The following is a 25,248-nucleotide window of genomic DNA, read 5'->3' as shown; positions in this document are numbered from 1 at the left end:
GGTCACTCCACCGTGACTGACTTGGCCAGGTTGCGCGGCTGATCGACATCGGTGCCCTTGGCCACCGCGACATGATACGCAAGCAACTGCACCGGGACCGCGTAGACGAGAGGCGCGATCAGCGGATGGACCTTCGGCATCTCGATCGTGGCGAGGCAACCCTCACCCGCTTCAGCTAGCCCTTGCGCATCAGAGATCAGCACCACCTTGCCGCCGCGCGCGCGCACCTCCTGCATGTTGCTCACGGTCTTTTCGAACAGCGGGCCCGACGGCGCGATAACGATGATCGGCACGGCTTCGTCGATCAGCGCGATGGGGCCGTGCTTCATTTCGCCCGCGGCATAGCCTTCGGCGTGGATGTAGCTGATTTCCTTGAGCTTCAGCGCACCTTCAAGCGCCAGCGCATAATCCGGCCCGCGTCCCAGATACAGCACGTCGCGCGCTTGTGCGATGGTGTGCGCCATCGCCTCGATCTCGGCATCGTGCCCCAGCGCCTCGTTGATCGCCGCAGGAGCCTCGATCAGATGCCGGACGATCTCGGACTCCTCTTGCGCGGTCAATTTGCCCTTAGCGCGCGCAAGATTGACCGCCAGCGCCGCCATCACCGCCAGCTGGCAGGTGAACGCCTTGGTCGAGGCAACGCCGATTTCGGGCCCGGCATGCGTGGGCAGCAGCAGATCGACCTCGCGCGCCATCGAGCTGGTTGGTACGTTGATGATCCCGGCGGTGGTCACCCCGCCCGCCTTCATGTGGCGCAGCGCCGCCAGCGTATCGGCGGTCTCGCCCGATTGCGAGACAACCACGCCCAGCATCCCGGGCGCCAGTACCGGGTCGCGATAGCGGTATTCGGACGCGACATCGACCTCGACGGGCACGCGCGCCAGCTGCTCGATCCAGTATTTGCCGATCATGCCGACATAGGATGCGGTGCCGCAGGCGATGATCGTCACCCGGTCGATGCTCGACAGCTCGAAATCCATCTGCGGCAGCGACACCTTCTGCTCGACCGAACGGATATAGCTCTGCAGCGTCTGCGCCACGACCACGGGTTGTTCGAAGATCTCCTTCTGCATGAAGTGGCGGTGGTTGCCTTTGTCGATCAGCGCGCCTGTCACACCCGATAGCGTGACCTCGCGCTCGACCGGCTGGTTGTCGACGTCATAAACCTGCGCGCCCTCGCGGGTCAGCACCACCCAGTCGCCTTCTTCGAGATAGGCGATGCGCTGAGTCAGCGGCGCGAGCGCCAGCGCGTCCGATCCCAGATAGGTCTCGTCGTCTCCGTAACCCAGCACCAAAGGCGAGCCCAGCCGCGCGCCAATCAGCAGATCGGGATGCTGGCGGAACGCGATGGCAAGCGCAAAAGCGCCGCGCAATCGCGGCAGCACGGCCTTGACCGCGTCCTGCGGGCTGTCGCCAGCCTCGACGCGTTCGCTGATCAGGTGCGCCACAACCTCGGTATCGGTTTCGCTCTCCAGCCGACGACCGCGTGCGATCAGCGCATCGCGCAGCGGCTTGAAGTTCTCGATGATGCCGTTGTGCACCAAGGCGACCTCGCCGGTGGCATGGGGGTGCGCGTTCGACGTGGTCGGCGCGCCATGCGTTGCCCAGCGGGTGTGCGCGATGCCGACATGGCCGGGTGCTGGGTCCTTCGCCAGCACATCAACCAAATTGCGCAGCTTGCCCTCGGCGCGCCTGCGCACGAGCTTTCCGTCGTGCACCATGCACACCCCGGCGGAGTCATACCCGCGGTATTCCATCCGCTTCAAGCCATCGACCAAATCGCCCACGACATCGCGCCGGGCGAGGATTCCAACGATACCGCACATGCAGAAGGGTGCCTTTCAAAGCTGGTAGGGAACTCGGATCCCCGGCATCTCTGCCGGAAAATCCTTGGTGTTTCGTGTCACGAGCACTCGGCCGCGTATCTGGGCGGTGGCGAGGATGATGGCGTCCATGGCCCGGAGCCGTCCACGTTCGCGGCGGAGCGCAGCTGCGCGCCTGCCAATTTCAGCATCCACTTCATCAATACCGAATCCCGAAAGAAGCGTTTCGGCACGCCTCAGCGAATCCCCCTCGCCCTTGGACATGACCTCGATCCAGACCACGCGACTAATCCAAGCTCTGGCTCCAAAATCGGTGGCACGGTCGATTTCTGCTCTTGCCTGAATGTACCCAGCCAATGCATCGATGATGATATTTGAATCGAAACTGAAGCCGCTCACTTGGAATTTAGCTGCTTAGGTTCAGGATATTTGCCGGCCAGCATATCGAGGTGGATTTGGCGCTGACGGTCATCCTCGTCGTCAAACAGATCGGGAAACTCGGCTTTGACATCTTCATAGTCGTCGTCCCAAGGCCTCGTCCATGATGCACGTTCACGTCTTTGCCACTCGACAGAGTCGCCAATATCGACGCGGTCGCGCCACGCGCCAAAACCGATATCGAGCCACTTCTTGTCCTGCGCCGAGGAAAACCCGACTTTATAATCGGCTACAGCCTCGCGCAAAACCTGCGCACGCGATTTGCCCTGCTCGGCAGCAAGCTGGTCGAGCCATTCGATGTCATCTTCAGGAAGGTCAGCGAGGATGCGGGGCATGATGATATACTGATATCATATCATGATATCATGTCAAGCCGAATGCCGCCTCACTTCCCTTCGCGTTTCTTCCTGCGCATCGCGTCGTGGAAGCGGTCGGCCCAGCCGGGTTTGACCAGTTGCTCGGCGCGCACCAGCCGTAGCTCGCCATCGGCGACGTCGCGCGACACCGCGCTGCCTGCAGCGACAATCGCGTCACGACCGATCCTGACCGGAGCGATCAGCGAGCTGTTCGATCCGACGAACGCGTTCTCGCCGATCACGGTCTGGTATTTGAAGTAACCGTCGTAATTGCAGGTGATCGTACCCGCGCCGATATTGGCGTTGGCGCCCACGGTGACATCGCCCAGATAGGTCAGATGGCTGGCCTTGGCCCCCGGCCCCAGCACCGCCTTCTTCATCTCGACGAAGTTGCCGACCTTTGCGCCTTGCTGCATCTGCGCGCCGGGCCGCAGCCGTGCAAACGGGCCGACCGAACAGCCGCTGGCGATGGTCGCGCCCTCCAGATGGCTGAAGGCGTGGATCACGACATTGTCGGCGATCGTCACGCCGGGGCCGAACATGACATTGGGCTCGATCACGACATCGCGGCCGATCACGGTATCATGCGCGAACCAGACGGTTTCCGGCGCGATCAGGGTCGCGCCGTCCGCCATCACCTGGCTGCGGCGGCGAGTCTGCCAGATCAACTCGGCTTCGGCGAGTTCGGCGCGGCTGTTGATGCCGATCAGCTCGTCGGAGTGCGTTTCCACGACTACGGCGCGATTGCCATCGGCGATCGCGAGCATCACGATATCGGGAAGGTAATATTCTCCGGCAACATTGTCATTACCCACCCGCTCAAGCAAAGCCCACAGATCAGAAGTGTGCACCGCAGTGACGCCCGAGTTGCACAGCTTCACGCTGCGTTCGTGGTCGCTAGCATCCTTGTACTCGACCATCTTGGCGATCGTGCCATCATCGCTCGCGATGATCCGGCCATAGGCCTTGGCATCGTCGGGAACGAAGCCCAGCACCGCCACGCGCGGCGCGTCGGCTGCAGACAGACGGTCGGTCAATTGGCGGATGGTTTCGGGTCTGAGGAACGGCGTATCGCCGAAGCAGACGATCGCGATGCCGTCGAAATCGACGAGCGCCGCCTTGGCCTGGAGCGCAGCATGCGCGGTGCCCAGCTGTTCTGCCTGATGCGCGATATCGATACCACGGCCGGCCACCGATGCTTCCACCTGCTCGCGCCGTGCTCCCACAACGACGACCTGGCGCGCGGCTCCCGCCGCAGTCAGGCTCTCCAGCAGGTGATGCAGCATCGGCAGTCCGGCAACAGGGTGTAACACCTTGTGCAGATCGGACTTCATCCGTGTGCCCTGGCCCGCCGCCAAAATGATTGCAGCCAGCGCCTGCTCACCCATGCTTCATGTTCTCCGCGTTTCCCAAAGCAGATCGCCCAAAAACCTTTGCCACGAACCGCTTGCATCTTCCACCTTTTTCGGGCGATGCAGCGTCCCATGACAGACTTTCCATACCAAATCATTGGCTTTGATCTTGATGGCACGCTGCTCGACACCAGCCCCGAGCTGACCGTATCGGTTAACCACACGCTGGCGCTGGCGGGCCTGCCGACGCTGACGCAGGAAGACATCAAGCCCATGGTGGGCCTTGGCGCCAAGCACATGCTGCAGGTCGGGCTGGAGCGCGCCGGCAACTCCGATCCCCAGGCGCTGCGGGAGTTTCTGCCGGTGATGCTCGATCATTATGGCGAGAACCTGGGGACCGGTTCGCCGCCCTACCCCGGCTTGCTCGATGCGATGACGCGGTTCGACGCGATGGGTGTCAAGATGACGGTGGTAACCAACAAATACGAACGGTTTGCGGTCAAATTGCTGACCGAGGTCGGCCTGATTGACCGCTTCGCCTGTGTCATCGGTGGCGACACCATGGGCAAGGGCAAATCCAAGCCCGACCGCGCGCCGATCGACGAGATGATCCGCCGCTGCGGGGGCGAGCCAGGGGTCACCCCGGCTGCGTTCATCGGCGACAGCATCTACGACGTGATGGCCGCGCACAATGCCGGAATCGCGTGTGTCGCGGTGAGCTTCGGGTTTCTGCACCAGCCGGTCGAGACGCTCGGCGCGGACGCGATCATCGATCATTACGATGAATTCGTGCCCACGCTGGAGCGGATTGCGGCGGGGGGCTGACTTCAACCCATCCTCGTTCTCCGGCGAAAGCCGGAGCCCAGGAGCTCGGTTACGCTGTGGCCGCCCTGGATTCCGGCTTTTGCCGGAAAACGGCAAAACCCTACCCCCGGTGCCCCTTGCGCCACTTCGTCCACAAATGCCGCGCCAGCATGGCAGGCGGCATGCGCAGCAGGTGCGAGCGCATGTAGAACGCCTGGCGGGTAAGCTTGCGGGTCTTGCGCCCCCAGCCATCGACCGCAGTGATCCGGCGCAGGAAAAGGGCGTCGCTGGCAGTCACTTGCTTTTCGTTCTCCGGCGAAAGCCGGAGTCCATGGCCGGATTGCGCTGTAACCACTCTGGATTGCGGCTTTAGCCGGAAAACGATCGGGGTGCCAAAGAGTCTCTGCGTCAATCGCAACGCCCGCCCCACCGCATCGGTGAGACCATGCAGCTTCGCCCGCTCGGCCAGTGTGTCCGAGAACCCCGGCTCCTCGACCACGAACTGCCGCACCAGCCGGTCGATGTCCCACAGGTTGCGCATGCCACCCGACATATCCCCGTCCGCGATCAGATGCGCTGCCGCGTGGCAGATGATGTCGGCGGGGCTCAGCACGTAAAGCCCGGACGGCAGCACGCGCGCGGCCGCGATCAGCGCTGCCGCATCGGGCTTTGGCTTGGCGGTCAGCGGCAGGATGGTATGGTGTACATCGATCATCCGGTCCCGTTCGGCGTGGATCAGCGGTGGTAACTCGTGCATCCACTGGCGGTAATAGGCGTCGTCATAGGGATCGGGCTTGACCCACTCCCAACCGGCCTTGAGCAACAGCGCCTCGACCTGATCAAGCCCTGCGTGCTCCACGAGTATGTCGAGATCCCCGATCGAGCGGCCCAGTGCGGCGTCATATCCGGCAGCAACAAAGGCAGTGCCCTTGAGCAGCACGACCCTGCCCGGATAGCCGGTAAGCGCCATGCTTGCGCACTTGGCTTCCCACAGTGCCTGGCGCTGACCGGTGACGTTGGATTGGCGGACATCGGCGAGAACGCGGGCAACCCCAGGAGGGACTGGACTATCAGCGAGAGCCTCCGCCAGCGTCCCGATCAACGACAGCGCGCGTGCGGCGGACAACAGATGCGTCCAGCCAGTGGCATCGAGCCCGGCAACCGACCCCGGATCGGTAAGCGCACGCGCAACCGACCAGCCGTCGGTCATGCCGCAGCCGCCCTTTCGCCCACCTTGCCCCCTTGCTCGGACCACAGCCGCTCGACCATCTCTACGCCCTCTTCGCCATCGGCATAATCGATCGCGCAGGCGGACATCGCACGAACAAAACCGGTGAGCGCATCGAACCCGCGCTCGCCCAGCGCGACGTAATTGGTCGAGGCCTGGGTCAGCCGGACGAAGCTTTCCGCCTCGTCAACCCGCCTTACTGCGCGCGGATAGCCAAAACGCGGAAATAGCAGCAACGCCGGCCGCGTTTCGCGCGTCATCAGTTCCACCGCTTCGGTGCGCGGGCGCAGATGCCGGATGGTGCCCTTGGGCGTATCGTGCATCACCGGGCCAAAGCGGCTCTCATCGTCGACCTCGCGTTCCATCGCGGCAATCGCGGTGTTCTTGAGGCTGACCGGGCGCGGGAACGGTGCGATCATGCCGGTATCGGGATCGAGCAGCACGAACTCGTCTCCCAGAAAGCGCCAGCCACGCTCGCCCAGCAGCGCCGAAAGCGTGGACTTGCCCGCGCCCGAGACCCCGGTCATGATGACCGCGCGACCGTTGCGCGACACCGCGCTGGCGTGCAGCAGCAGATGCCGCCGCCAGCCCAGCGCCATCTGCAGGTTCATCGCCATTTCAGCGGCAAGCAGCCCCTGCTCGAGTGGCAACGGCGCGGCATCGGGCAGCGTAAAATCGCCCGCGATCGCCACCTGTGGCTTGATCAAACGGCGTATCGAGGAGGTTGCCTGCAGCCGGACGGTAAAATCGGGAACGCCCTCGTCCTGAGGATAATCCTGATACAACGCGCGCAGCTGATCGACCGGCGCACGCCAGTCACTGCCGATACGGAATCGGGCCGGTCCAACAGTGATGGAGCAGGAGTGGCGCATGCCCCGCGCCTTACAATGTGCCGGTGCGCGGACAAAATGGAAACAGGGGCTTAGCGTGGGTGTGGCGCGGTTTTACATCACCGTGATGCAAGTGTGTCACGCATCGGTTACGATTGTTACAAGTCCCAGCGCGCCGAGCTCTGAAAGCCGCTCGGACACAACGGCTTCCGGCGCTTCGCCGGGATCGTCGCCGACGATATCGAACCGCTCGGCCACCAGGGCAAGCACTTGTGCAGCGGTGACGAATCGACCCGGTTCCAGCCGAGCCAGCGCATCGAGCAGGTCAGGCACCGGTTCGGCCAACAGATGGGTGATGCCCGATGACACATGATAGATCGCTTCAAGCCCGCCAAGCGGCACGCGTTTGAGCGCGGCTGCCGGCAATGCGGAGAAGCGTGGCGCGGCCATTTCAGCGCGCTGCCCTGCGATCAGCGGCGCGGCATCTGCAGCGAGGCATAGCAGGTAAACCCGCTCTGTCCGTTCTGCAGCTTGCGGATATAGTTGATGTACGCCCGCGACTGTTCGCGCGAGGTCCCCGGCAGGTTGCGACCCTGCAGCGCCTGGCGCACTTCCTCTCCGGTGAAATCACGCGGGGATGGCGGAAATGCTCCGGGCGTATCGGGCGAGACCAGTTTTCCTGCAGGATCGATGAACATGCCCTTGCCCCGCTCGGGCACCGGGATGGTGCAGTTGAGCACCGATCCTGCGGTCTGCGCGAGCGCCGGGCGGATGCTGACAACAGCAGAGGTTGCGACCGCGCCGATCAGCAAGGTCCGCCGCGATGCCGTTCCCGGCGCAATCGGATTGCTTGAATGATCGTGCGCAGTGTCACGTTTATCGCCGTCGTCAGCACTCATCTTTGATTGTTCCCCGGTGCCCGGCATGATCGGCGCACGTGTTTGCACAAACCTAAAGACCTTGCGCCTGCCAAGGCAAGGCATTTGATCCGCTGTCCTTCTGCGGGACAGGCTAGGGGCGGTTCGTAAATCGGCGAAAACCGCCGATCACCAATAGCGCGACGTTGCACACGCTGGTATATCGAGCACCCATGGGAGACAATCCAGCATCGGGACTAAATGGCGGCCGCTTTTTGTTTGCGACAGCATTGCTGGGCGCGGGCGTGGCCATCAGCCAGTTTGGCAGCAATGGCGTGGAGCAGGCGATGATCTGCTTTGCCGCCGGCCTTGTCGCGATCGTCGCGATGGCGGATCTGTCGAGCCCGGCCAAGCACAACCCCCAGGCCGCAGCACCGATCCGCGAGCCGGAAATCAAGCCGATCAGCCAGCATCGCGACTTCACCAGCTTTATCGATGGCCTCGCCGACCCGGTCCTGGTGTTGACCGGCAACAACGTGCGCCGGGCCAACAGCGCCGCGCGCAAGCTGCTGGGCGAGTATTGCGTGGGTGAAGATATCCGGCTCGTTATCCGTCATCCCGCCGCCGCAGATCTGCTGATCGACGGCACCGCTGCTGCCGAAGGACCGATCCAGCTGGTCGGCATCGGCAGCCGTGACCAGCGCTGGGAAATGCTGGTACGCGACATGCCTGGCGGCGAGCGGATCCTCCACCTGTGGGATCGTTCGGGGGTCTATGCGGTCGAGCGGATGCGGACCGATTTCGTCGCCAACGCCAGCCACGAACTGCGGACCCCGCTCGCGTCGATCAAGGGCTTCATCGAAACGCTCGAGGACAACGAGGCCGGCGCCGACCCCGAAACGCGTGCACGGTTCCTTAACGTGATGTTCCGCGAAGCCAACCGGATGCAGAAGCTGATCGACGATCTGATTTCGTTGTCGCGGATCGAGGCCGAGAAGTTCCGCGTCCCTGATACCCCTGTCGATCTGCCCGACCTGATGCGCGAAGTGCAAACCGTGCTGCGCCATAGCCAGCCCGATCGCGGTGCCGACATCGTCGTCGATATCGGCGCGGACCTGCCACCGTTGCGCGGCGACCGGGCGCAGCTTTCTCAACTGGTGCACAATCTGGTATCGAACAGCATGAAATACGGCCAGCCCGGCACCCCGGTGACGATGCGGCTGCGCTCGTCGCGCAACGGCGCGCTCGTGCGCCTTTCGGTCATCGACTGCGGTGAGGGCATCGCGCCGGAACATCTGCCGCGCCTCACCGAGCGGTTCTATCGCGTCGATTCGAGCCGCAGCCGTGCGATCGGCGGCACAGGCCTTGGCCTGTCAATCGTCAAGCATATCGTCGAACGGCACCGCGGACGGCTGGAAATCGACAGCGAGGTCCAGCGCGGAACCACCATCACGATTACCCTGCCCGCCGACCCACGCGCACCGCAGAGCGACGGATCAGGTGCAAATCCGGACCTTTCCGTCCCCGCCTGATCCGATCTGGAAGCCGCTCTCAGAGTCGTTGTCATAAATCCGTCATCGCATTGTCATCTTTGGGCAACCGCGCCTGCCTATCGGCAACGCGTCGGGGGCCGCTTTTTCCAAAAACCATGCTTAACGGTGTGATTCTGGAAGGGCCATGGAGTGCCCCGCAATCGGTTTGGCCGGAATCGCCTTGATGGCCCGGGCTTTAAGAAGAGGTTGCGGTTTTGATCAGGAAGCTCGCTTTTGCCTGCCTCCCAGCGTTGCTGCTGGCAGGATGTCAGGACCCGGCATCGACCAATCAGGGCAGCAGCCGGAGCGAGATTCGCATCGTCGGCTCCTCAACCGTGTTCCCCTTCGCCAAGAAGGTGTCCGAAGAGTTCGTCAACTTCGATCCCGAGCGGCGCTCGCCGATCCTCGAATCGACCGGAACCGGTGGCGGCATCGAATTGTTCTGCTCGGGCGTCGGCGCCAACACCCCCGATATCGTCAATGCGTCGCGCCGCATGAAGAAAAACGAATTTGATCGCTGCATCACCAACGGCGTCGAAGAGATCGTCGAAGTGATCATCGGCTTTGATGGTATCGCGCTCGCGCAATCGAAAAACGGCCCCAAGATCAATCTGTCGGTAGCCGAATTTTATACTGCGCTCGCCGCAGAGCCGTTCGGCAAGGGCCCCAACACGACACGGCGCTGGCCGGACATCAACCCTGCGCTGCCTGATACAAGGATCAACATCTTCGGCCCGCCATCAACATCGGGAACGCGTGATGCGCTCGAAGAAATCATCATGGAAAAGGGCTGCAAAACCGATCCAGCCGTTGGAGCCCTTGCCGATAGCGACAAGGACAAGTTTGAAGAGATTTGCCATACGGTCCGCACCGACCAAGGCTATACCGACGCCGGCGAGAACGATAACCTGATCGTCCAGAAGCTGTCGACGAACCCGGATGCCGTGGGCATCTTCAGCTACAGCTATCTGGCCGACAACGCCGAGACGGTGCGCGGCATCCCCATCAACGGCGTCGAACCCAGCTATGCGACCATCGAAAGCGGGCAATATCCCGGGGCGCGCACGTTGTTCATCTATATCAAGAAAAAGCATGTCGATGTGATCCCTGGCTTGCGCGAATTCCTCGCCGAGTATCTGCGTGGCGGCGAGCCCGACGGATATCTCACCCGGATCGGCCTGATCTCTTCGCCTGCGAAAATGCGCAGTGAGATGCTGGAGCGGATCAAGTCGCTTCCGACCCTTGATGGCGCTGTGTTGGAATAGGCCGGGACATGACCAGTACCGCTATAATATTCCTGATCGCAGGGCTTGGCCTCATCACATGGGTCTTTGCGCGCGCCCGCGCGGGCAAGTTCATCACCGCCGGCCCAGCCAGTGTGCATTCGCTGCCAAGCTATCATGGTTGGTATGCGGCAATGTGGGCCGTGGTGCCCGCCGTCATTTTCCTGGTGGTGTGGAATTCGATCGCACCTGCGCTGGGCAGCTATGCCGTGCTCGACAGCCCATTGGCCGCCAGCCTGCCGACCGACCCCTTCACCCGCGCGGCGATCCTTTCCGAAGCGCGTGATCTGTCGCGCGATGCCAACCTCAAGGTGTTCAACGACGCGGCGGTCCAGTTGGCTCCACTCTATGGCGAAGCGGACCGGCGCTATACGATGATCGGCGCGCTGGCTGCGTTTCTGCTGTGCTTTGCCGGTGGTGCGTTCGCCTTTACCCGTCTGCGTCCCGATTTTCGGGCGCGGACCAAGGTCGAACGCATGGTCATGCTGGGCCTGCTGCTCGCCTCGCTGATCGCAATTCTTGCGACGTTGGGTATCGTTGCCTCGCTGATTTTCGAGACGATCCGCTTCTTCAATCTGGTCTCGCCGTTCGAGTTCCTGTTCGGGACGAACTGGAACCCGTCCGACAAGGTTGTCGATGGCAAGGCCACCGGCTTTGGCGCGGTTCCGTTGTTCTGGGGCACGGTGTTCATCGGCGCGATCATCGCGATGGCGGTGGCTATCCCGCTGGGTCTGATGAGCGCGGTGTATCTGACACAATATGCCAGCCCCGGCGTCCGCCGGTGGATGAAGCCGATCCTCGAAATTCTCGCGGGCGTTCCGACTGTGGTCTATGGCTATTTCGCGGCGTTGACGGTGGCCCCCGCGCTGCGCAGCTTCGCTGCCGGGATCGGGATCTCCAATGCCTCTTCCGAATCGGCGCTCGCAGCCGGCCTGGTGATGGGTGTGATGATCATCCCGTTCGTTTCATCAATGGCGGATGACAGCATCAACGCGGTCCCCAACAGCATGCGCGACGGGTCGCTCGCAATGGGCGCAACCAAGAGCGAGACGATCAAGCAGGTGCTCATCCCCGCAGCGCTCCCCGGCGTTGTCGGCGGGGTACTTCTCGCGGTCAGCCGCGCGATCGGCGAGACGATGATCGTGGTGATGGCCGCTGGGCTTTCTGCCAACCTCACCGCCAATCCGTTTGCCAGCGTTACCACCGTGACCACCCAGATCGTCCAGTTGCTGACCGGCGATACCGATTTCAACAGCCCGATGACGCTTGCCGCCTTCGCGCTTGGCCTCACCCTCTTCATCGTCACGTTGCTGCTCAACATCGTCGCGCTGCAGATCGTCAAAAGATATCGGGAAGCGTATGACTGAGGCTGCCTCTATGTCCCCCACGTCCTCGCCCGCACCTGCCGGCCACCCCGTTGCGCACAAGACCGACTGGATGGGTGCAGCGATGCAGAAGCGGATCGCTTCGCGCTATGCTTCCGAGCGACGTTTCAAGTTTATGGGGCTTGCTGCGGTAACGCTGTCCTCGCTGTTTCTGGCGTTCCTGCTGTTCGTCATGGTCGGCAACGGCGCCAAGGGGTTCATCACCACCGAGGCGACGCTGACGGTCGATATGCCTGCCGCTACCGGCAGCATCTCGGCCGACCAGCTGACCGGCCCGCGCCTTTCTGCGACCATTTCATCGATCGACGTGCGCCGCATCTATGATGACGCGGTGGAAGCGCAATATGGTGAGAACGGCACCCGCTATTTCGCCAGCACCGCCTGGACCGCATTGCGCAGCCAATTGATCGCCAATCCAGATCTTTTGATGGGCAAGGCCGATTTCTGGCTACCCACGTCCAGCGACGTCGATCGCGCCGCCAAGGACCGATCGACCCCAGAGGCCGAGGCCGATTACGCCCGGCTGCGCCAAGCGGGCGAAGTGCGCCAGACATTCAACTGGAACTTCTTGACCGGCTCCGACGGCACCGACCCGGCGCGGGTCGGCATCTGGGGCGCGCTCAAAGGATCGCTTATCACCATAGCGGTCACCCTGCTCCTCGCCTTTCCCGTGGGCGTGCTGGCGGCGGTGTATCTGGAAGAATATGCGACCAAGAACCGGCTGACCGACCTGATCGAGGTTTCGATCAACAATCTGGCCGCGGTACCCTCTATCATCTTCGGCCTGCTCGGCCTTGCGGTATTCCTGCAGTTCTTCGCGATGCCGCGATCGGCCGCCATAGTTGGCGGTCTGACGCTGGCACTGATGACCATGCCGGTGATCGTGATTGCATCACGCAACGCGATCAAAGCTGTGCCGCCATCGATCCGCGAGGCGGCGATGGGCGTAGGGGCGAGCCCGATCCAGGTCGTCTTCCACCACGTCCTGCCGCTGGCGATTCCTGGGATCATGACCGGCACCATCATCGGCATGGCTCGGGCCCTTGGCGAAACCGCACCGCTGCTGATGATCGGCATGCGCGCCTTCACCACCACCCCGCCCGATAGCCTGACCGATCCGGCCACCGTGCTGCCGGTCCAGATCTTCCTGTGGTCGGATGAGGTCAACCGCGGCTTCGTCGAAAAGACCTCTGCTGCGATCATTGTCCTGCTCGTCTTCCTGCTCACCATGAATGCGGTCGCAGTCTATCTGCGCAACCGCTTTGAAACACGATGGTAACGAAATTCATGACCGAATCCGCCCCTAACACAAAGATGTCGGCGCGCGACGTAAAGGTATTTTACGGCGAGAAGCAGGCGATCAACGGCGTGTCGATCGACATCGACATGGATAATGTCGTCGCCTTCATTGGCCCATCGGGCTGCGGCAAGTCGACCTTTCTGCGGACGCTTAACCGGATGAACGACACGATCGCCAGCGCGCGGGTGGAAGGCGACATCACGCTGGATGGCGAGAACATCTATTCGAGCAAGATGGACGTGGTGCAATTGCGCGCGCGGGTCGGCATGGTGTTCCAAAAGCCCAATCCCTTTCCCAAATCGATCTACGACAACGTTGCGTACGGTCCGCGCATTCATGGCCTTGCGCCCAACAAGGCGGAACTTGACCAGATCGTCGAAAACTCGCTGGTGCGGGCCGGCCTTTGGAACGAAGTCAAGGACCGGCTGACAGAAAGCGGCACTGCATTATCGGGCGGCCAGCAGCAGCGGTTGTGCATCGCACGCGCGATCGCGGTCGATCCCGAAGTCATCCTGATGGACGAGCCATGCTCGGCACTCGATCCGATCGCAACCGCGAAGATCGAGGAACTGATCCACGAACTGCGCGGACGCTATGCCATCGTCATCGTTACGCACAACATGCAACAGGCGGCGCGCGTTTCGCAGAAGACTGCCTTCTTCCATCTGGGCAACATGGTGGAGTATGGAGACACCTCGGACATCTTCACCAACCCGCGCGAAGAGCGCACCCGTGATTATATTACTGGCCGGTATGGCTGACCAAAAACACATTCTGACGATACTATGTAAATGCCCTGACTTGTTTGGCGACGATTAGACCCGACATTTGCTGATTTTGGATAACTTGATGAACCATGGACAGAACGAACATACGCTGAAGGCCTTTGACGGCGACCTGATCACTCTGCGCGGTCTGATCGCCGAAATCGGTGGACGCGCGGAAAAAGCCGTTGAAGGCGCGATGATGGCGCTCGCTAACAACGATCTCGAGCTCGCGCATCAGGTTGTCGAGGGCGACAAGCGGATCGATGCGCTCGAAGAGCAGATCGACCGGATGGTGATCCAGACCATCGCGCTGCGCGCGCCGATGGCCGATGACCTGCGCGAACTGGTCGCGGCGCTCAAGATTTCAGGCGTGGTCGAGCGGATCGGCGATTATGCCAAGAACATCGCCAAGCGGGTCGCGCTGATCGATGCCAGCCAGCATATTGAAGCGGCTCGAATGCTGCCCGCGATGGCCGACGCCACTCGCCAGCTTGTCGACGACGCCTTCACCGCCTTTGCTCGCCGCGATGCCGACCTTGCGGTCGCCGTGTGCGCGCAGGACAAGACGGTCGATGATTTCTACAACAGCATCTTCCGCGCGCTGATCGCACACATGATCGAAAACCCCGAGCATGTCGGCGCCGGCACGCACCTTTTGTTTATCGCCAAGAACCTCGAGCGGATCGGCGATCATGCCACTAACGTTTCGGAAATGGTCTATTTTGCCGTTACCGGACAATCGATGAACGAACGCGAGCGTGGCGACGATGCGCTCGCACCAAACGCCGACTGATCAGCCATATTTCTGACCGGGACTTTTCGCACAAGAAAGCACGAAGACGATGACAACACCCCATCTGCTGCTGGTTGAAGACGACATGGCCCTGGCAGAGCTTGTCTCCTGGCACTTCGACAAGCAGGGCTTTCGTGTCAGCCAGACCGCCGATGGCGAGGAGGCGATGCTGATCGCGCGCGAAGAGCGTCCCGATATCGTACTGCTCGACTGGATGATCGAGAACCTCTCGGGGATCGAGGTTTGCCGCCGCCTGCGCCGCGACAATGATACGTCGAACATCCCGATCATCATGATGTCGGCACGCGGCGAAGAGGAAGACCGGGTGCGCGGGCTCGATATCGGCGCTGACGATTATGTCACCAAGCCGTTCTCGCCGCGCGAACTGATCGCGCGAGTCAACGCGGTGCTGCGCCGGGTACGCCCGGCGCTTGCCGGCGAGGCGCTGAGCTTCGCCGACATCGAGATGGACACCGTGGGCTATAAGGTGAAGCGCGCCGGGCAGACCATTCCGCTTGGCCCCACCGAGTTCCGCCTGCTGCGCCATTTCCTCGAGCATCCCGGTTGGGTGTTCTCGCGCGAGCGGCTGCTCGACAGCGTGTGGGGGCATGACAGCGATATCGAGATTCGCACCGTCGACGTGCACATCCGGCGCCTGCGCAAGGCATTGAACGCGCACGGCCAGCCCGATATCATCCGCACGGTGCGTTCGGCAGGATACGCGCTGGACAGCGAACTGGCCTGATCGCCGTAACGTCAGCGCGGGTTTACGCGAACGTCAATCGGGCTCGTGGTTGTCTGAGGCCCAGCTTGGTGCTTGCCAAGCGGCACAACATGGCTAAAACCCGCGCCATTCGGCGCGCATTTGCCGCGCGCAATCTAAACCCCGGGGTGTAAAACCCTGCCCGAAAGGATGCATCTTATGACCATCAGTTTCAAGGACCGCGTTGCCATTGTCACCGGCGCAGGCGGCGGCCTGGGCCGCGCTTATGCGCTCGATCTCGCCGCACGCGGCGCCAAGGTCGTCGTCAACGATCTGGGCGGATCGCGCGACGGCACCGGCACGTCGGACGCTGCCGCGCAGGTCGTCGAAGAGATCAAGGCCGCTGGTGGCGAAGCCATGGCCAATGGCGGCTCGGTCACCGAATATGAACAGATGGTCGAAATGGTCGCCAAGACCAAGGAAGCCTGGGGCGGCGTCCACGTGCTGATCAACAACGCCGGCATCCTGCGCGACAAGAGCTTCGCCAAGATGGAACCGGCCGATTTCGATCTGGTGGTCAAGGTCCACCTGCTCGGCTCGGCCAACTGCACCAAGGCTGTGTGGGAAACAATGCGCGAGCAGAATTATGGCCGCATCCTGATGACCGCATCGTCGACCGGCCTGTACGGCAACTTCGGCCAGGCCAACTATGGCGCGGCCAAATTGGGCCTCGCAGGCCTCACCAAGACGCTGTACCTCGAAGGCGCCAAGAACAACATCAAGGTCAACACGCTGGCGCCCGTCGCCGGAACCCGCATGACCGAAGACATCTTCCCGCCTGAAGCCTTCGCGCAGTTTAAGCCCGAGAACGTCGTGCCTGCCGCGGTCTATCTGGTGTCCGAAGACGCGCCGACCAACATGATCATCGGCGCAGGCGCAGGCGCGTTCCACGCGGCCTATGTCACGATGACCCAGGGCGCGGCACTTCCCGAAGGCGAGCGCACCGCGGAAGGCGTGGCGCGGATCTTCGACAAGATCACCGACCGCACCGGCGAAACCGTGCCGCAGTCGGGCAGCGAACAGGCGATGACGATCATGCGCCTGCTGCAGGGCTGATCTTCCGCTTCATCGCTGAAATGCGCGAAGGGGTGTGGCGAGGTTCGCCGCACCCTTTTTTTCGCGTCTCAATCGCTCCAGTCGGCGCGCGCTATTCCCAGCGCGTGGAGCAGGACGGTCCAGTCGCCATGCGCGATATGCGCATCGGCTGCCGCGATCGCCGCGGGCTTGGCGTGGTAGGCGATTCCGGTTCCGGCGGCTTTCAGCATCGGGATATCGTTTGCGCCATCGCCCAGCGCGATCACCTGACGCGCCTCAAGCCCCTGCCCCACCGATTGCTCCATCAGGATTGCCGCCTTGCGCGCGGCATCGACGATCGTACCTTCAAGATCGCCGGTCAGGTGACCGTGCTCGATCACCAGCCGGTTGGCGAACACCGCGTTGAAGCCCAGCTCTGCTCCGATGACATCGGCAAACGAATGGAAACCGCCCGAAACCAGCACACAGTCCGCGCCGCGCCGCGACAGCGTGCGGACCAATGTGCGTGCACCTGGCATCGGGCGGATCCGCTGGGCGAGGCAATCGGCGATGACATGTTCGCTCAGACCCTCGAGCAGCGCGACGCGTTCACGCAGCGCGGCCTCGAAATCGAGCTCGCCCTGCATCGCGCGTTCGGTGATGGCGGCGACCTGAGGCTTGACCCCGGCGTAATCGGCAAGCTCGTCGATGCATTCGTTGACGATCATGGTGCTGTCCATGTCGGAGACCAGCAGCCGCGGATCGCGCGCGGCCTCGTCGAGCACCAGCACATCGGCGGCGGCGCGCAGCGGTTCGAGCGCGTCATTGGCAGCAGCACGGTCGCCAGTGAACCGAACCTCGCCCACCAGCCCGGGTTCGACCCAGTGGCTCGTGCCCACCACCAGCCCTGCCTGATGCAATTTGTCGGTGGCAGCGTTTAGCTCTCCCGCTGGCAGGGGCTCTGCTGCTATCAGCACGGCTATGGGCACAACATCTTCCCTCGATAGGACCGGAAACATTCTCCCGGCGGTGGCGCTTATTGCCGGACCGACCGCCAGCGGCAAGAGCGGATTGGCGGTCCGCTATGCGCAATGGCTTGAGGCACACGGGCAACGCGCGGTGATCCTCAACGCCGATAGCGCGCAAGTCTATGCCGATCTGGCCGTGCTGAGCGCGCGCCCCGAGCCTGATGAAATGGGCGGCATCGAGCACCGTTTGTTCGGCTATATCGATGGCGCCGAGGCCTGCTCCGCCGCGCGATGGGCTTCTGATGCGCGTGCCGAGATTACCGCCGCACATTCCGCCGGTACGCTGCCAATCCTCGTCGGGGGTACCGGGCTGTATATCCAGACGCTGCTCCACGGTATCGCGCCAATTCCGCCAATCGACGCTGAAATCCGCGCAGCGGTGCGCGCGATGCCCGTTGAGCAGACCTATGCCGCGCTCCGCCAGGAAGATCCCGCCAGCGCCGCGCGGCTGAATGCTGCCGATACGACCAGGGTCGCACGCGCGCTCGAGATCATCCGGTCGACCGGCCAACCGGTCGCGCATTGGCAAGCGCGCAAGGTGGGCGGGATCGGCGCGCAGATCGCGCTGCGTCCGCTGGTCCTGCAGCCCCCGCGCGACTGGCTGCTCGAGCGGTGTGATCGCAGGTTCGCCGCGATGCTCGATGGTAGTGCCCGCCAAGAGGTCGAAACGCTGCTGACGCGGCACCTGTCGCCCGATCTACCGGTGATGCGCGCGATCGGCGTGCCAGAGGTTGCCCGTCTGCTGCGCGGGGAAAGCGATCTCGCGCAAAGCCTCGCCGATGGCCAGCTCGCCACGCGGCAGTACGCCAAGCGCCAGTACACCTGGTTCCGCAACCAGCCGCCCAAGGACTGGCACAGATTCATAGAACCACTTTCCGATAGTCTAGTGGTGAATTTTGATATTTTATTCCACCATTAGGTGTTGACGCAGCATTTTATGTCTTTTAGAGCGCACGGGTCACGACGTTGCTGCCAGCGTCCTTCGACCTGTCAAATGGGTTTTCCAACCCGGCGCGGGCTGCCTGCGCCGGGTTGATTTTACCGGTTTCGATTGGTGCACGTCGCTCGGCAGCATATGGTTTTGCAACATCGGCCCGCTTTGTCTAAGCGGGCCTTGGTTTTCTTGAGGATGGGTTTTTGGTCATGGCCGAACTGAGCGGCGCGCAGATACTGGTTGAAACGCTGGTCGAGCAGGGCGTCGAAGTGATTTTCGGCTATCCCGGCGGCGCGGTGCTGCCGATTTACGACGCGATCTTCGGCCACCCTTCGCTGCGCCACATCCTGGTGCGGCACGAACAGGCAGCAGCGCATGCGGCAGAAGGCTATGCCCGCGCCACCGGCAAGCCCGGCGTCGTGCTCGTCACCTCGGGCCCCGGCGCGACCAATGCGGTCACCGGAATCACCGATGCGCTGATGGACTCGATCCCGATGGTGGTCATCACCGGCCAGGTTGCGACCAACCTGATTGGGACCGATGCTTTCCAGGAAGCCGACACCATCGGCATCACCCGCCACTGCACCAAGCACAATTATCTGGTGAAGGACCCGGCCAAGCTCGCCTCGACCGTGCGCGAGGCATTCCACATCGCGACCAAGGGCCGCCCCGGCCCGGTGCTGATCGACATTCCCAAGGACGTTCAGGTCGCCAGCGCACCTTATGACCGGGACGCTCCTGCCCGCCCGAACCTGCGGTACGCGCCGGTCACCGCAGGCATGCCCGATGATATCGCACAGGCTGCCAAGATGATCAGTGCGGCCACCAGCCCGGTGATCTATTCAGGCGGCGGTGTCATCAATGCGGGGCCAGAGGCGAGCGAACTGCTGCGCCAGCTTCAGGATATGACCGGCGCGCCGGTCACCTCGACGCTGATGGGCCTGGGTGCTTTCCCGTCCGAGCATCCCGAATGGCTGGGCATGCTCGGGATGCACGGCACCTACGAGGCCAACATGGTGATGAACCGCGCCGATCTGGTGATCTGCGTCGGCGCGCGGTTCGACGACCGGGTTACCGGGCGGCTCGACGCGTTCTCGCCCGAGTCCAAGAAGATCCACATTGATATCGACCGTTCGTCGATCAACAAGACAGTGCGGGTGGACCTGGGCATCGTGGGTGATTGCACAACGGTGCTTGGCCAGATCATCGATGCGCTCGAGGCGATCGGTCACGAAAAGCGCGATCTGTCCGAGTGGCAGTCGCGGATCAAGGGCTGGCGCGCGCGCGAGTGCCTGGCCTATCCGCCCAGCGACAGCGACAGCGAGATCATGCCACAACAGGCGATCGAACGGCTGTATGCGCTGACCAAAGACCAAAGCCCGATCATCTCGACCGAAGTCGGCCAGCACCAGATGTGGGCGGCACAGTATTTCCGCTTCGAGCAGCCCAACAAATGGCTGACCTCGGGCGGGCTTGGCACCATGGGCTATGGCCTGCCCGCCGCGATCGGCGCGCAATTGGGCAATCCCGATGCCTTGTGCATCGACATCGCCGGCGAAGCCTCGATCCAGATGAACATCCAGGAACTAGGTACTGCGACGCAATATCGCCTGCCGGTAAAGATTTTCATTCTCAACAATGAGTATATGGGCATGGTGCGCCAATGGCAGCAGCTGACCTATGAAAGCCGCTATTCGGAAAGCTATTCTGATGCGCTGCCCGATTTCGTTGCTCTGGCCGAGGCTTATGGCTGGAAGGGCATCCGCATTTCCGAACAGAGCGACCTCGACGCTGGCATTCAGGCGATGATCGATCATCCGGGCCCCGTGCTGGTCGATTGCCGCGTGGCAAAACTCGCCAACTGCCTGCCGATGATCCCTTCGGGCGCGGCGCACACCGACATGATGCTGTATGGCGACGAAGTGGCCGGCACCATGGAAGACGAAGCCAAGGCGCTCGTCTGATGCGGTTTCATGCGCTCCGTGACGTCCCATCGGCGAAAGCCGATTTGCCCATCCTGCTAGCGCGGCATTCTGCTGCGGGCAGCATCGGCTTTCACCCTTTCTGAAAGATCGCCCCATGCATATTCAGCAACAGGCATCCGAACGGCACGTTCTGACCGTGACCGTCGACAACGAGGCGGGCATTCTGGCGAAGATTGCCGGTATGTTCACCGCACGCGGCTACAACATCGAAAGCCTGACGGTGGCCGATATCAGCGAGGACCATGCGGTCAGCCGGATCACCATCGTGACGGTCAGCCCGCCTGCGGTGATCGACCAGATCATTGCGCAGCTCGACCGGCTGGTGGCGGTGCACCGCGTCGCCGATCTCACCGAGCTTGGCCCGCATGTCGAGCGCGAGCTGGCGCTGATCAAGGTTGCCGGAACCGGCGAAGCCCGGATCGAGGCGCTGCGGCTGGCGGATATCTTCCGCGCGCGCCCGGTCGACACCAGCACCGGCAGCTTCGTCTTCGAGATTTCCGGATCGTCGGAAAAGATCAACCAGTTCATCGCGCTGATGCGCGAGGTCGGGCTGGTCGAGGTCGCCCGCACCGGAGTCGTCGCGATGACCCGGGGGGCCACGGCAGGGTAATTCAGTTTCGTAACCACCACATCGTCACCCCCGCGCAGGCGGGGGTCCCGCTTCTGCACCAACCAAAGCGGGATTCCCGCTTTCGCGGGAATGACGAAGAAGACAGGAAAATGGGGAAAGAACATGCGCGTTTATTATGATGCTGATGCGGATCAGAAGCTGATCGAGAACAAGAAAATCGTCATCGTCGGCTATGGCAGCCAGGGCCATGCCCACGCCCAGAACCTGCGCGACAGCGGCGTCAAGGATGTTGCCATCGCGCTGCGCACCGGCTCGGCCACCGCCAAGAAGGCCGAGGAAGCCGGCTTCAAGGTGCTGAGCAACGCAGAAGCCGCTGCCTGGGCCGATATCGTGATGATCCTGGCACCCGACGAGCATCAGGCCGCGATCTACGCCGATGACTATCACGCCAACATGAAGCCCGGCGCGGCGCTCGCCTTCGCGCACGGCCTCAACATCCATTTCGGCCTGATCGAGGCACGCGAAGACCTCGACGTCATCATGATCGCGCCCAAGGGCCCCGGCCACACCGTGCGCAGCGAATATGTTCGCGGCGGCGGCGTCCCCTGCCTGATCGCGGTGGAACGCGACGTTTCGGGCAACGCGCACGACATTGCGCTGGCCTATGCGAGCGGAGTCGGTGGCGGCCGCAGCGGCATCATCGAAACCAACTTCCGCGAAGAGTGCGAGACCGATCTTTTCGGCGAGCAGGCGGTGCTGTGCGGCGGCCTGACCCACCTGATCCAGGCCGGGTTCGAAACGCTGACCGAAGCGGGTTATGCCCCTGAAATGGCGTATTTCGAGTGCCTGCACGAGGTGAAGCTGATCGTCGACCTGATGTATGAAGGCGGCATCGCCAACATGCGCTATTCGATCAGCAACACCGCCGAATATGGCGACATCACCACCGGTCCGCGGATCATCACCTCGGAAACCAAGGCCGAAATGAAGCGCGTGCTCGAGGACATCCAGCAGGGCCGTTTCGTCAAGAACTTCGTGCTCGACAACCGCGCCGGTCAGCCGGAATTGAAGGCCGCGCGCAAGCTCGCTGCCGCGCATCCGATCGAGAAGACCGGCGCACAGCTCCGCGCGATGATGCCGTGGATCGGTGCGAACAAGCTGGTCGACAAAGACAAGAACTGATCGGTCTTTGATCACGCCGATTTTCGAGGATCATGCAGCGCAACTCGAATCCCTGAAAAGGGATTCGAGGCTGCGTGCGCTTGGTCCCCGGGAAGGCAAGGACTTCGCCTCGAACGATTACCTCGGGCTGGCGGGATCGACCCTGCTGCACGATGCCTTGCGCGAAGCCATGGCGCTCGGCCTGCCTGCTGGATCAGGCGGATCGCGGCTGCTGCGTGGCAACCATCCGGCGCACGAAGCGCTGGAAGCCGATGCCGCGACGCATTTCGGCTCTGAGGCCGCCTTGTTCTTTGCCACCGGCTTTGCTGCCAACGCAGCATTGTTCGCCGCGCTGCCCCAGCGCGGCGATCTGGTGGTGCACGATAGTCTGATCCACGCGAGCGCGCATGACGGGATGAGGCTGGGCCGCGCAGAATGCCGCCCTGCGGCTCACAATGACGCACAGGCGTTCGAGGATGTCATCGCCGGCTGGCGTGACGCAGGCGGCACCGGGCGCGCCTGGATCGCGGTCGAAAGTCTCTACAGCATGGATGGCGACTGCGCCCCGCTGGCCGATCTGGCACAGGTGGCGGCTCGGCACGATGCTGCGCTGGTAATTGACGAAGCGCATGCCACCGGCGTGTTCGGACCCGGCGGTGCCGGACTTGCGCACGGTCTTGCCGGCCAGCCGAACGTCATCACCCTGCACACCTGTGGCAAAGCCTTGGGCTGCGAAGGCGCGCTGATTTGCGCTCCCAACGTGGTGACCGATTTCCTTATCAACCGCGCCCGCCCCCTCGTCTTCTCGACCGCGCCCTCGCCGCTGGTCGCACATATGGTACGCCGGGCGCTAACGCTGGTCGCTGGCCATGACGACTGGCGAGACGATCTGTTCGCCCGCGTCGCCGAAGCGCGCCGCCTGCTCGCCCCCCGGTTGGGCACCGCGCCATCTGACACGCAGATCCTGCCCGTGATCATCGGCGACGATGCGCGCACCATGAAGATCGCGGCCAGCCTGCAGCGCCAGGGCTTCGACATTCGCGGCATCCGCCCGCCCACCGTGCCGCAGGGCACCGCGCGGCTGCGCATTTCCATTACCCGCAACGTGTCGATGGGTGATATCGGCGCGCTGGCCGAATCACTCGACAGGATCATGATCCCCGCATGAAACCCCGCTTTGTTGTTACAGGAACCGACACCGATATCGGCAAGTCGGTGTTCAGCGCCGCCCTCGTCCAGGCTTTGCGTGCGCGCTATTGGAAGCCGATCCAGTCTGGCCTTGAGGGCGAGACCGACACCGGCTTCGTCGAACGCATGGTGCCCGCATCGACGCTCCCCGAAGCCTGGCGGCTGGTCACCCCCGCCTCGCCGCATCTGGCCGCCGAGATCGACCGCGTCGAGATCGATCCCGATGCGCTGACACCGCCTGATGTCGATGCGCCCTTGGTGATCGAGGGCGCAGGCGGCGCGCTGGTGCCGGTCACAAGGGCGGTGCTGTACGCCGATGTCTTCGCGCGCTGGCGGATCCCGGTGATCGTCTGCGCGCGCACCGCGTTGGGCACGATCAACCACAGCCTGATGACCATAGAGGCGCTGCGCGCGCGCGGCGTGCCGATCCACGGCATCGCGTTCATCGGCGATGCGATGCCCGATAGCGAAGAGACTATCGCTACCATCGGCAATGTCCGCCGCTTGGGCCGCCTTGCCCGGCTCGACACGCTGACCCCGCAGACGCTCGCCGCAGGGTTCACCGACGGGTTCGATCTGGCGGATTTCATATGACGCCCTCCCCCGTCTGGCATCCCTTCACCCAGCACGGGCTGGGTGAGGACATCCCGCTGATCGCGCGCGGGCAAGGCGCGGTGCTGCATGGCGCCGACGGCCGTCAGTGGCTCGATGCGATCTCGAGCTGGTGGGTCACAACGCACGGCCACGCGCACCCGCGCATCATGGCCGCGATCCGCGACCAGACCGAGAACCTCGACCAGATCATCTTTGCCGGATGGACGCACGAGCCCGCCGAAGCGCTGGCGCGCGGGTTGATCGAGATCACGCCCGAGCCGCTCACCCGCGTGTTCTTCAGCGACTCCGGCTCGACTGCGGTCGAGGTCGCGCTGAAGATGGCGCTGGGCTATTGGCATAACCGAAAGGTTGATCGTCACAAGATCGTCGTGATGGAGCACAGCTATCATGGCGACACCATCGGCGCGATGTCGGTCGGCGCGCGGGGAGTGTTCAACAAACCTTATGCTCCATTGCTGTTCGATGTGACCAGCATCCCTTTCCCTACCTCCGGAGCCGAGCAGGCGACGCTCGACGCGCTCGACGTGGCGTGCCGCGAGGGTGCCGCAGCGTTCATTGTCGAGCCGCTGGTGTTGGGCGCAGGCGGGATGCTGATGTACCCGCCGTCCGTGCTCGCGCAAATGGCCGCGATCTGTACCCGCCATGATGTGCTGTTCATCGCTGATGAGGTGATGACCGGCTGGGGGCGTACCGGAACGCTGCTGGCATGCGAGCAGGCGGGTGTGATCCCCGATATCCTGTGCCTCTCCAAGGGCCTGACAGGTGGGTCGGTGCCGTTGGCGGTGACACTGGCGAGCGAGCCGATCTTCATGGCGCACTGGTCGCAGGACCGCGCCGACTGCTTTTTCCACTCGAGCAGCTATACCGCCAACCCGCTCGCATGTGCTGCCGCGGTGGCTAATCTGGCGATCTGGGCGGACGAACCGGTCCAGCAGCGGATCGACGACCTGGCGGCGTTTCAGGCGGCCGAGCTGCAAGCCATGGCCGATCATCCGCTGGTCGCCAGTACCCGGCAATGCGGGACGATCGCAGCGTTTGATATCGCCGCCGGTGGAAATGGCTATCTGTCCAGCTGGGCGGTGCATCTGGCCGCATGGGGCCGGGCAAACGGCGTGCTGATCCGCCCCTTGGGCAACACCGTCTATGTCATGCCGCCCTATTGCATGACCGCCGAGCAGTTGAGCGATGTGTATGCGGTGGTACGCGCAGGCATGGACGCCGGCACGCGGTGAATTCTCGTC

At 63.0% G+C, this 25,248-nt stretch carries 25 protein-coding genes; 16 read left to right on the top strand and 9 right to left on the bottom strand.

The features are described 5' to 3' along the window. Positions 1–2: 2 nt before the first annotated feature. The 4 genes from glmS to glmU are packed head-to-tail and all read right to left on the bottom strand — an operon-like array spanning position 3 to position 4,005. On the bottom strand, positions 3–1,826 hold the full coding sequence (gene glmS / locus IEW00_RS08840) for a glutamine--fructose-6-phosphate transaminase (isomerizing) (RefSeq protein WP_188514043.1): 1,824 nt from the start codon (positions 1,824–1,826) through the stop codon (positions 3–5). Positions 1,827–1,841: 15 nt separating this feature from the next. After that, a complete protein-coding gene (locus tag IEW00_RS08835; protein WP_188514042.1) occupies positions 1,842–2,222 on the bottom strand; it encodes a PIN domain-containing protein in 381 nt (126 codons plus the stop codon). Further along, on the bottom strand, positions 2,219–2,596 hold the full coding sequence (locus tag IEW00_RS08830) for a ribbon-helix-helix domain-containing protein (protein ID WP_188514041.1): 378 nt from the start codon (positions 2,594–2,596) through the stop codon (positions 2,219–2,221). Before IEW00_RS08830 ends, IEW00_RS08835 begins: the two co-directional genes overlap by 4 nt. Before the next feature lie 50 nt (positions 2,597–2,646). Next, the gene (glmU, locus tag IEW00_RS08825) at positions 2,647–4,005 is read right to left on the bottom strand and encodes a bifunctional UDP-N-acetylglucosamine diphosphorylase/glucosamine-1-phosphate N-acetyltransferase GlmU (RefSeq protein ID WP_188514040.1); all 1,359 of its coding nucleotides are present in this window, start codon (positions 4,003–4,005) and stop codon (positions 2,647–2,649) included. 96 nt (positions 4,006–4,101) lie between these two features. Here glmU and IEW00_RS08820 point away from each other — a divergent pair, with 96 nt between their 5' ends. Beyond that, complete coding sequence (locus tag IEW00_RS08820) at positions 4,102–4,794, top strand: HAD hydrolase-like protein (RefSeq protein ID WP_188514039.1); 693 nt, start codon at positions 4,102–4,104, stop codon at positions 4,792–4,794. A gap of 100 nt (positions 4,795–4,894) precedes the next feature. On the opposite strand, the gene IEW00_RS08815 is transcribed toward IEW00_RS08820, so the two are convergent. From IEW00_RS08815 to IEW00_RS08800, 4 genes are all read right to left on the bottom strand, one after another. Continuing rightward, positions 4,895–5,983: a nucleotidyltransferase domain-containing protein gene (locus IEW00_RS08815; protein ID WP_188514038.1), complete on the bottom strand. Its 1,089-nt coding sequence runs from the start codon at positions 5,981–5,983 to the stop codon at positions 4,895–4,897. Next, positions 5,980–6,873 (bottom strand): HprK-related kinase A, encoded by an 894-nt coding sequence (locus tag IEW00_RS08810; protein ID WP_188514037.1) that lies wholly within the window; start codon positions 6,871–6,873, stop codon positions 5,980–5,982. Before IEW00_RS08810 ends, IEW00_RS08815 begins: the two co-directional genes overlap by 4 nt. 96 nt (positions 6,874–6,969) lie before the next feature. Next, positions 6,970–7,281 (bottom strand): HPr-rel-A system PqqD family peptide chaperone, encoded by a 312-nt coding sequence (locus IEW00_RS08805; protein WP_188514036.1) that lies wholly within the window; start codon positions 7,279–7,281, stop codon positions 6,970–6,972. A 20-nt stretch (positions 7,282–7,301) separates the two neighbouring features. Next, complete coding sequence (locus IEW00_RS08800; protein ID WP_188514035.1) at positions 7,302–7,730, bottom strand: hypothetical protein; 429 nt, start codon at positions 7,728–7,730, stop codon at positions 7,302–7,304. A gap of 191 nt (positions 7,731–7,921) precedes the next feature. Here IEW00_RS08800 and IEW00_RS08795 point away from each other — a divergent pair, with 191 nt between their 5' ends. The 8 genes from IEW00_RS08795 to IEW00_RS08760 all read left to right on the top strand — a co-directional run bounded on the left by IEW00_RS08795 (position 7,922) and on the right by IEW00_RS08760 (position 16,567). Beyond that, on the top strand, positions 7,922–9,220 hold the full coding sequence (locus tag IEW00_RS08795) for an ATP-binding protein (protein ID WP_188514034.1): 1,299 nt from the start codon (positions 7,922–7,924) through the stop codon (positions 9,218–9,220). Between the two features lie 251 nt (positions 9,221–9,471). Continuing rightward, the gene (locus tag IEW00_RS08790) at positions 9,472–10,485 is read left to right on the top strand and encodes a substrate-binding domain-containing protein (protein ID WP_188514033.1); all 1,014 of its coding nucleotides are present in this window, start codon (positions 9,472–9,474) and stop codon (positions 10,483–10,485) included. Positions 10,486–10,493: 8 nt separating this feature from the next. Continuing rightward, positions 10,494–11,870, top strand: coding sequence for a phosphate ABC transporter permease subunit PstC (gene pstC, locus IEW00_RS08785; protein ID WP_188514032.1), 1,377 nt, complete (start codon positions 10,494–10,496; stop codon positions 11,868–11,870). A gap of 10 nt (positions 11,871–11,880) precedes the next feature. Then, the gene (gene pstA / locus IEW00_RS08780) at positions 11,881–13,167 is read left to right on the top strand and encodes a phosphate ABC transporter permease PstA (protein WP_229736919.1); all 1,287 of its coding nucleotides are present in this window, start codon (positions 11,881–11,883) and stop codon (positions 13,165–13,167) included. A gap of 8 nt (positions 13,168–13,175) precedes the next feature. Then, positions 13,176–13,949, top strand: a complete 774-nt coding sequence (gene pstB, locus IEW00_RS08775) for a phosphate ABC transporter ATP-binding protein PstB (RefSeq protein WP_229736918.1) — start codon at positions 13,176–13,178, stop codon at positions 13,947–13,949. An 88-nt stretch (positions 13,950–14,037) separates the two neighbouring features. Then, complete coding sequence (phoU, locus tag IEW00_RS08770) at positions 14,038–14,748, top strand: phosphate signaling complex protein PhoU (RefSeq protein ID WP_188514029.1); 711 nt, start codon at positions 14,038–14,040, stop codon at positions 14,746–14,748. A 49-nt stretch (positions 14,749–14,797) separates the two neighbouring features. Then, complete coding sequence (gene phoB / locus IEW00_RS08765) at positions 14,798–15,493, top strand: phosphate regulon transcriptional regulator PhoB (RefSeq protein ID WP_054133468.1); 696 nt, start codon at positions 14,798–14,800, stop codon at positions 15,491–15,493. 177 nt (positions 15,494–15,670) lie between these two features. Beyond that, positions 15,671–16,567 (top strand): SDR family oxidoreductase, encoded by an 897-nt coding sequence (locus IEW00_RS08760; RefSeq protein WP_188514028.1) that lies wholly within the window; start codon positions 15,671–15,673, stop codon positions 16,565–16,567. A 68-nt stretch (positions 16,568–16,635) separates the two neighbouring features. Here IEW00_RS08760 and serB read toward each other — a convergent pair whose 3' ends face one another. After that, positions 16,636–17,514, bottom strand: coding sequence for a phosphoserine phosphatase SerB (serB, locus tag IEW00_RS08755; protein WP_229736917.1), 879 nt, complete (start codon positions 17,512–17,514; stop codon positions 16,636–16,638). On the opposite strand from serB, the gene miaA reads away from it, so the two are divergent. From miaA to IEW00_RS08720, 7 genes are all read left to right on the top strand, one after another. Then, complete coding sequence (gene miaA / locus IEW00_RS08750; RefSeq protein WP_188514026.1) at positions 17,507–18,472, top strand: tRNA (adenosine(37)-N6)-dimethylallyltransferase MiaA; 966 nt, start codon at positions 17,507–17,509, stop codon at positions 18,470–18,472. The two genes, serB and miaA, sit on opposite strands and share 8 nt — an antisense overlap. A 224-nt stretch (positions 18,473–18,696) precedes the next feature. After that, positions 18,697–20,451: a biosynthetic-type acetolactate synthase large subunit gene (gene ilvB, locus IEW00_RS08745; RefSeq protein WP_188514025.1), complete on the top strand. Its 1,755-nt coding sequence runs from the start codon at positions 18,697–18,699 to the stop codon at positions 20,449–20,451. Between the two features lie 115 nt (positions 20,452–20,566). Next, positions 20,567–21,082 (top strand): acetolactate synthase small subunit, encoded by a 516-nt coding sequence (ilvN, locus tag IEW00_RS08740; RefSeq protein ID WP_188514024.1) that lies wholly within the window; start codon positions 20,567–20,569, stop codon positions 21,080–21,082. Positions 21,083–21,172: 90 nt separating this feature from the next. Further along, on the top strand, positions 21,173–22,225 hold the full coding sequence (ilvC, locus tag IEW00_RS08735; protein WP_188514023.1) for a ketol-acid reductoisomerase: 1,053 nt from the start codon (positions 21,173–21,175) through the stop codon (positions 22,223–22,225). 10 nt (positions 22,226–22,235) lie between these two features. Further along, positions 22,236–23,372 (top strand): 8-amino-7-oxononanoate synthase, encoded by a 1,137-nt coding sequence (locus IEW00_RS08730; RefSeq protein ID WP_373282632.1) that lies wholly within the window; start codon positions 22,236–22,238, stop codon positions 23,370–23,372. Continuing rightward, positions 23,369–23,986, top strand: a complete 618-nt coding sequence (gene bioD, locus IEW00_RS08725; RefSeq protein WP_188514021.1) for a dethiobiotin synthase — start codon at positions 23,369–23,371, stop codon at positions 23,984–23,986. The genes IEW00_RS08730 and bioD overlap by 4 nt, the downstream gene beginning before the upstream one ends. After that, positions 23,983–25,239, top strand: a complete 1,257-nt coding sequence (locus IEW00_RS08720) for an adenosylmethionine--8-amino-7-oxononanoate transaminase (protein WP_188514020.1) — start codon at positions 23,983–23,985, stop codon at positions 25,237–25,239. The genes bioD and IEW00_RS08720 overlap by 4 nt, the downstream gene beginning before the upstream one ends. Positions 25,240–25,248: the final 9 nt, after the last annotated feature.

Source organism: Blastomonas aquatica (genome assembly GCF_014639875.1).
Lineage (GTDB): Bacteria > Pseudomonadota > Alphaproteobacteria > Sphingomonadales > Sphingomonadaceae > Blastomonas > Blastomonas aquatica.
The sequence above is the reverse complement of the archived record's forward strand: the minus strand, read 5'-3'. Positions and strand labels throughout refer to the sequence as shown.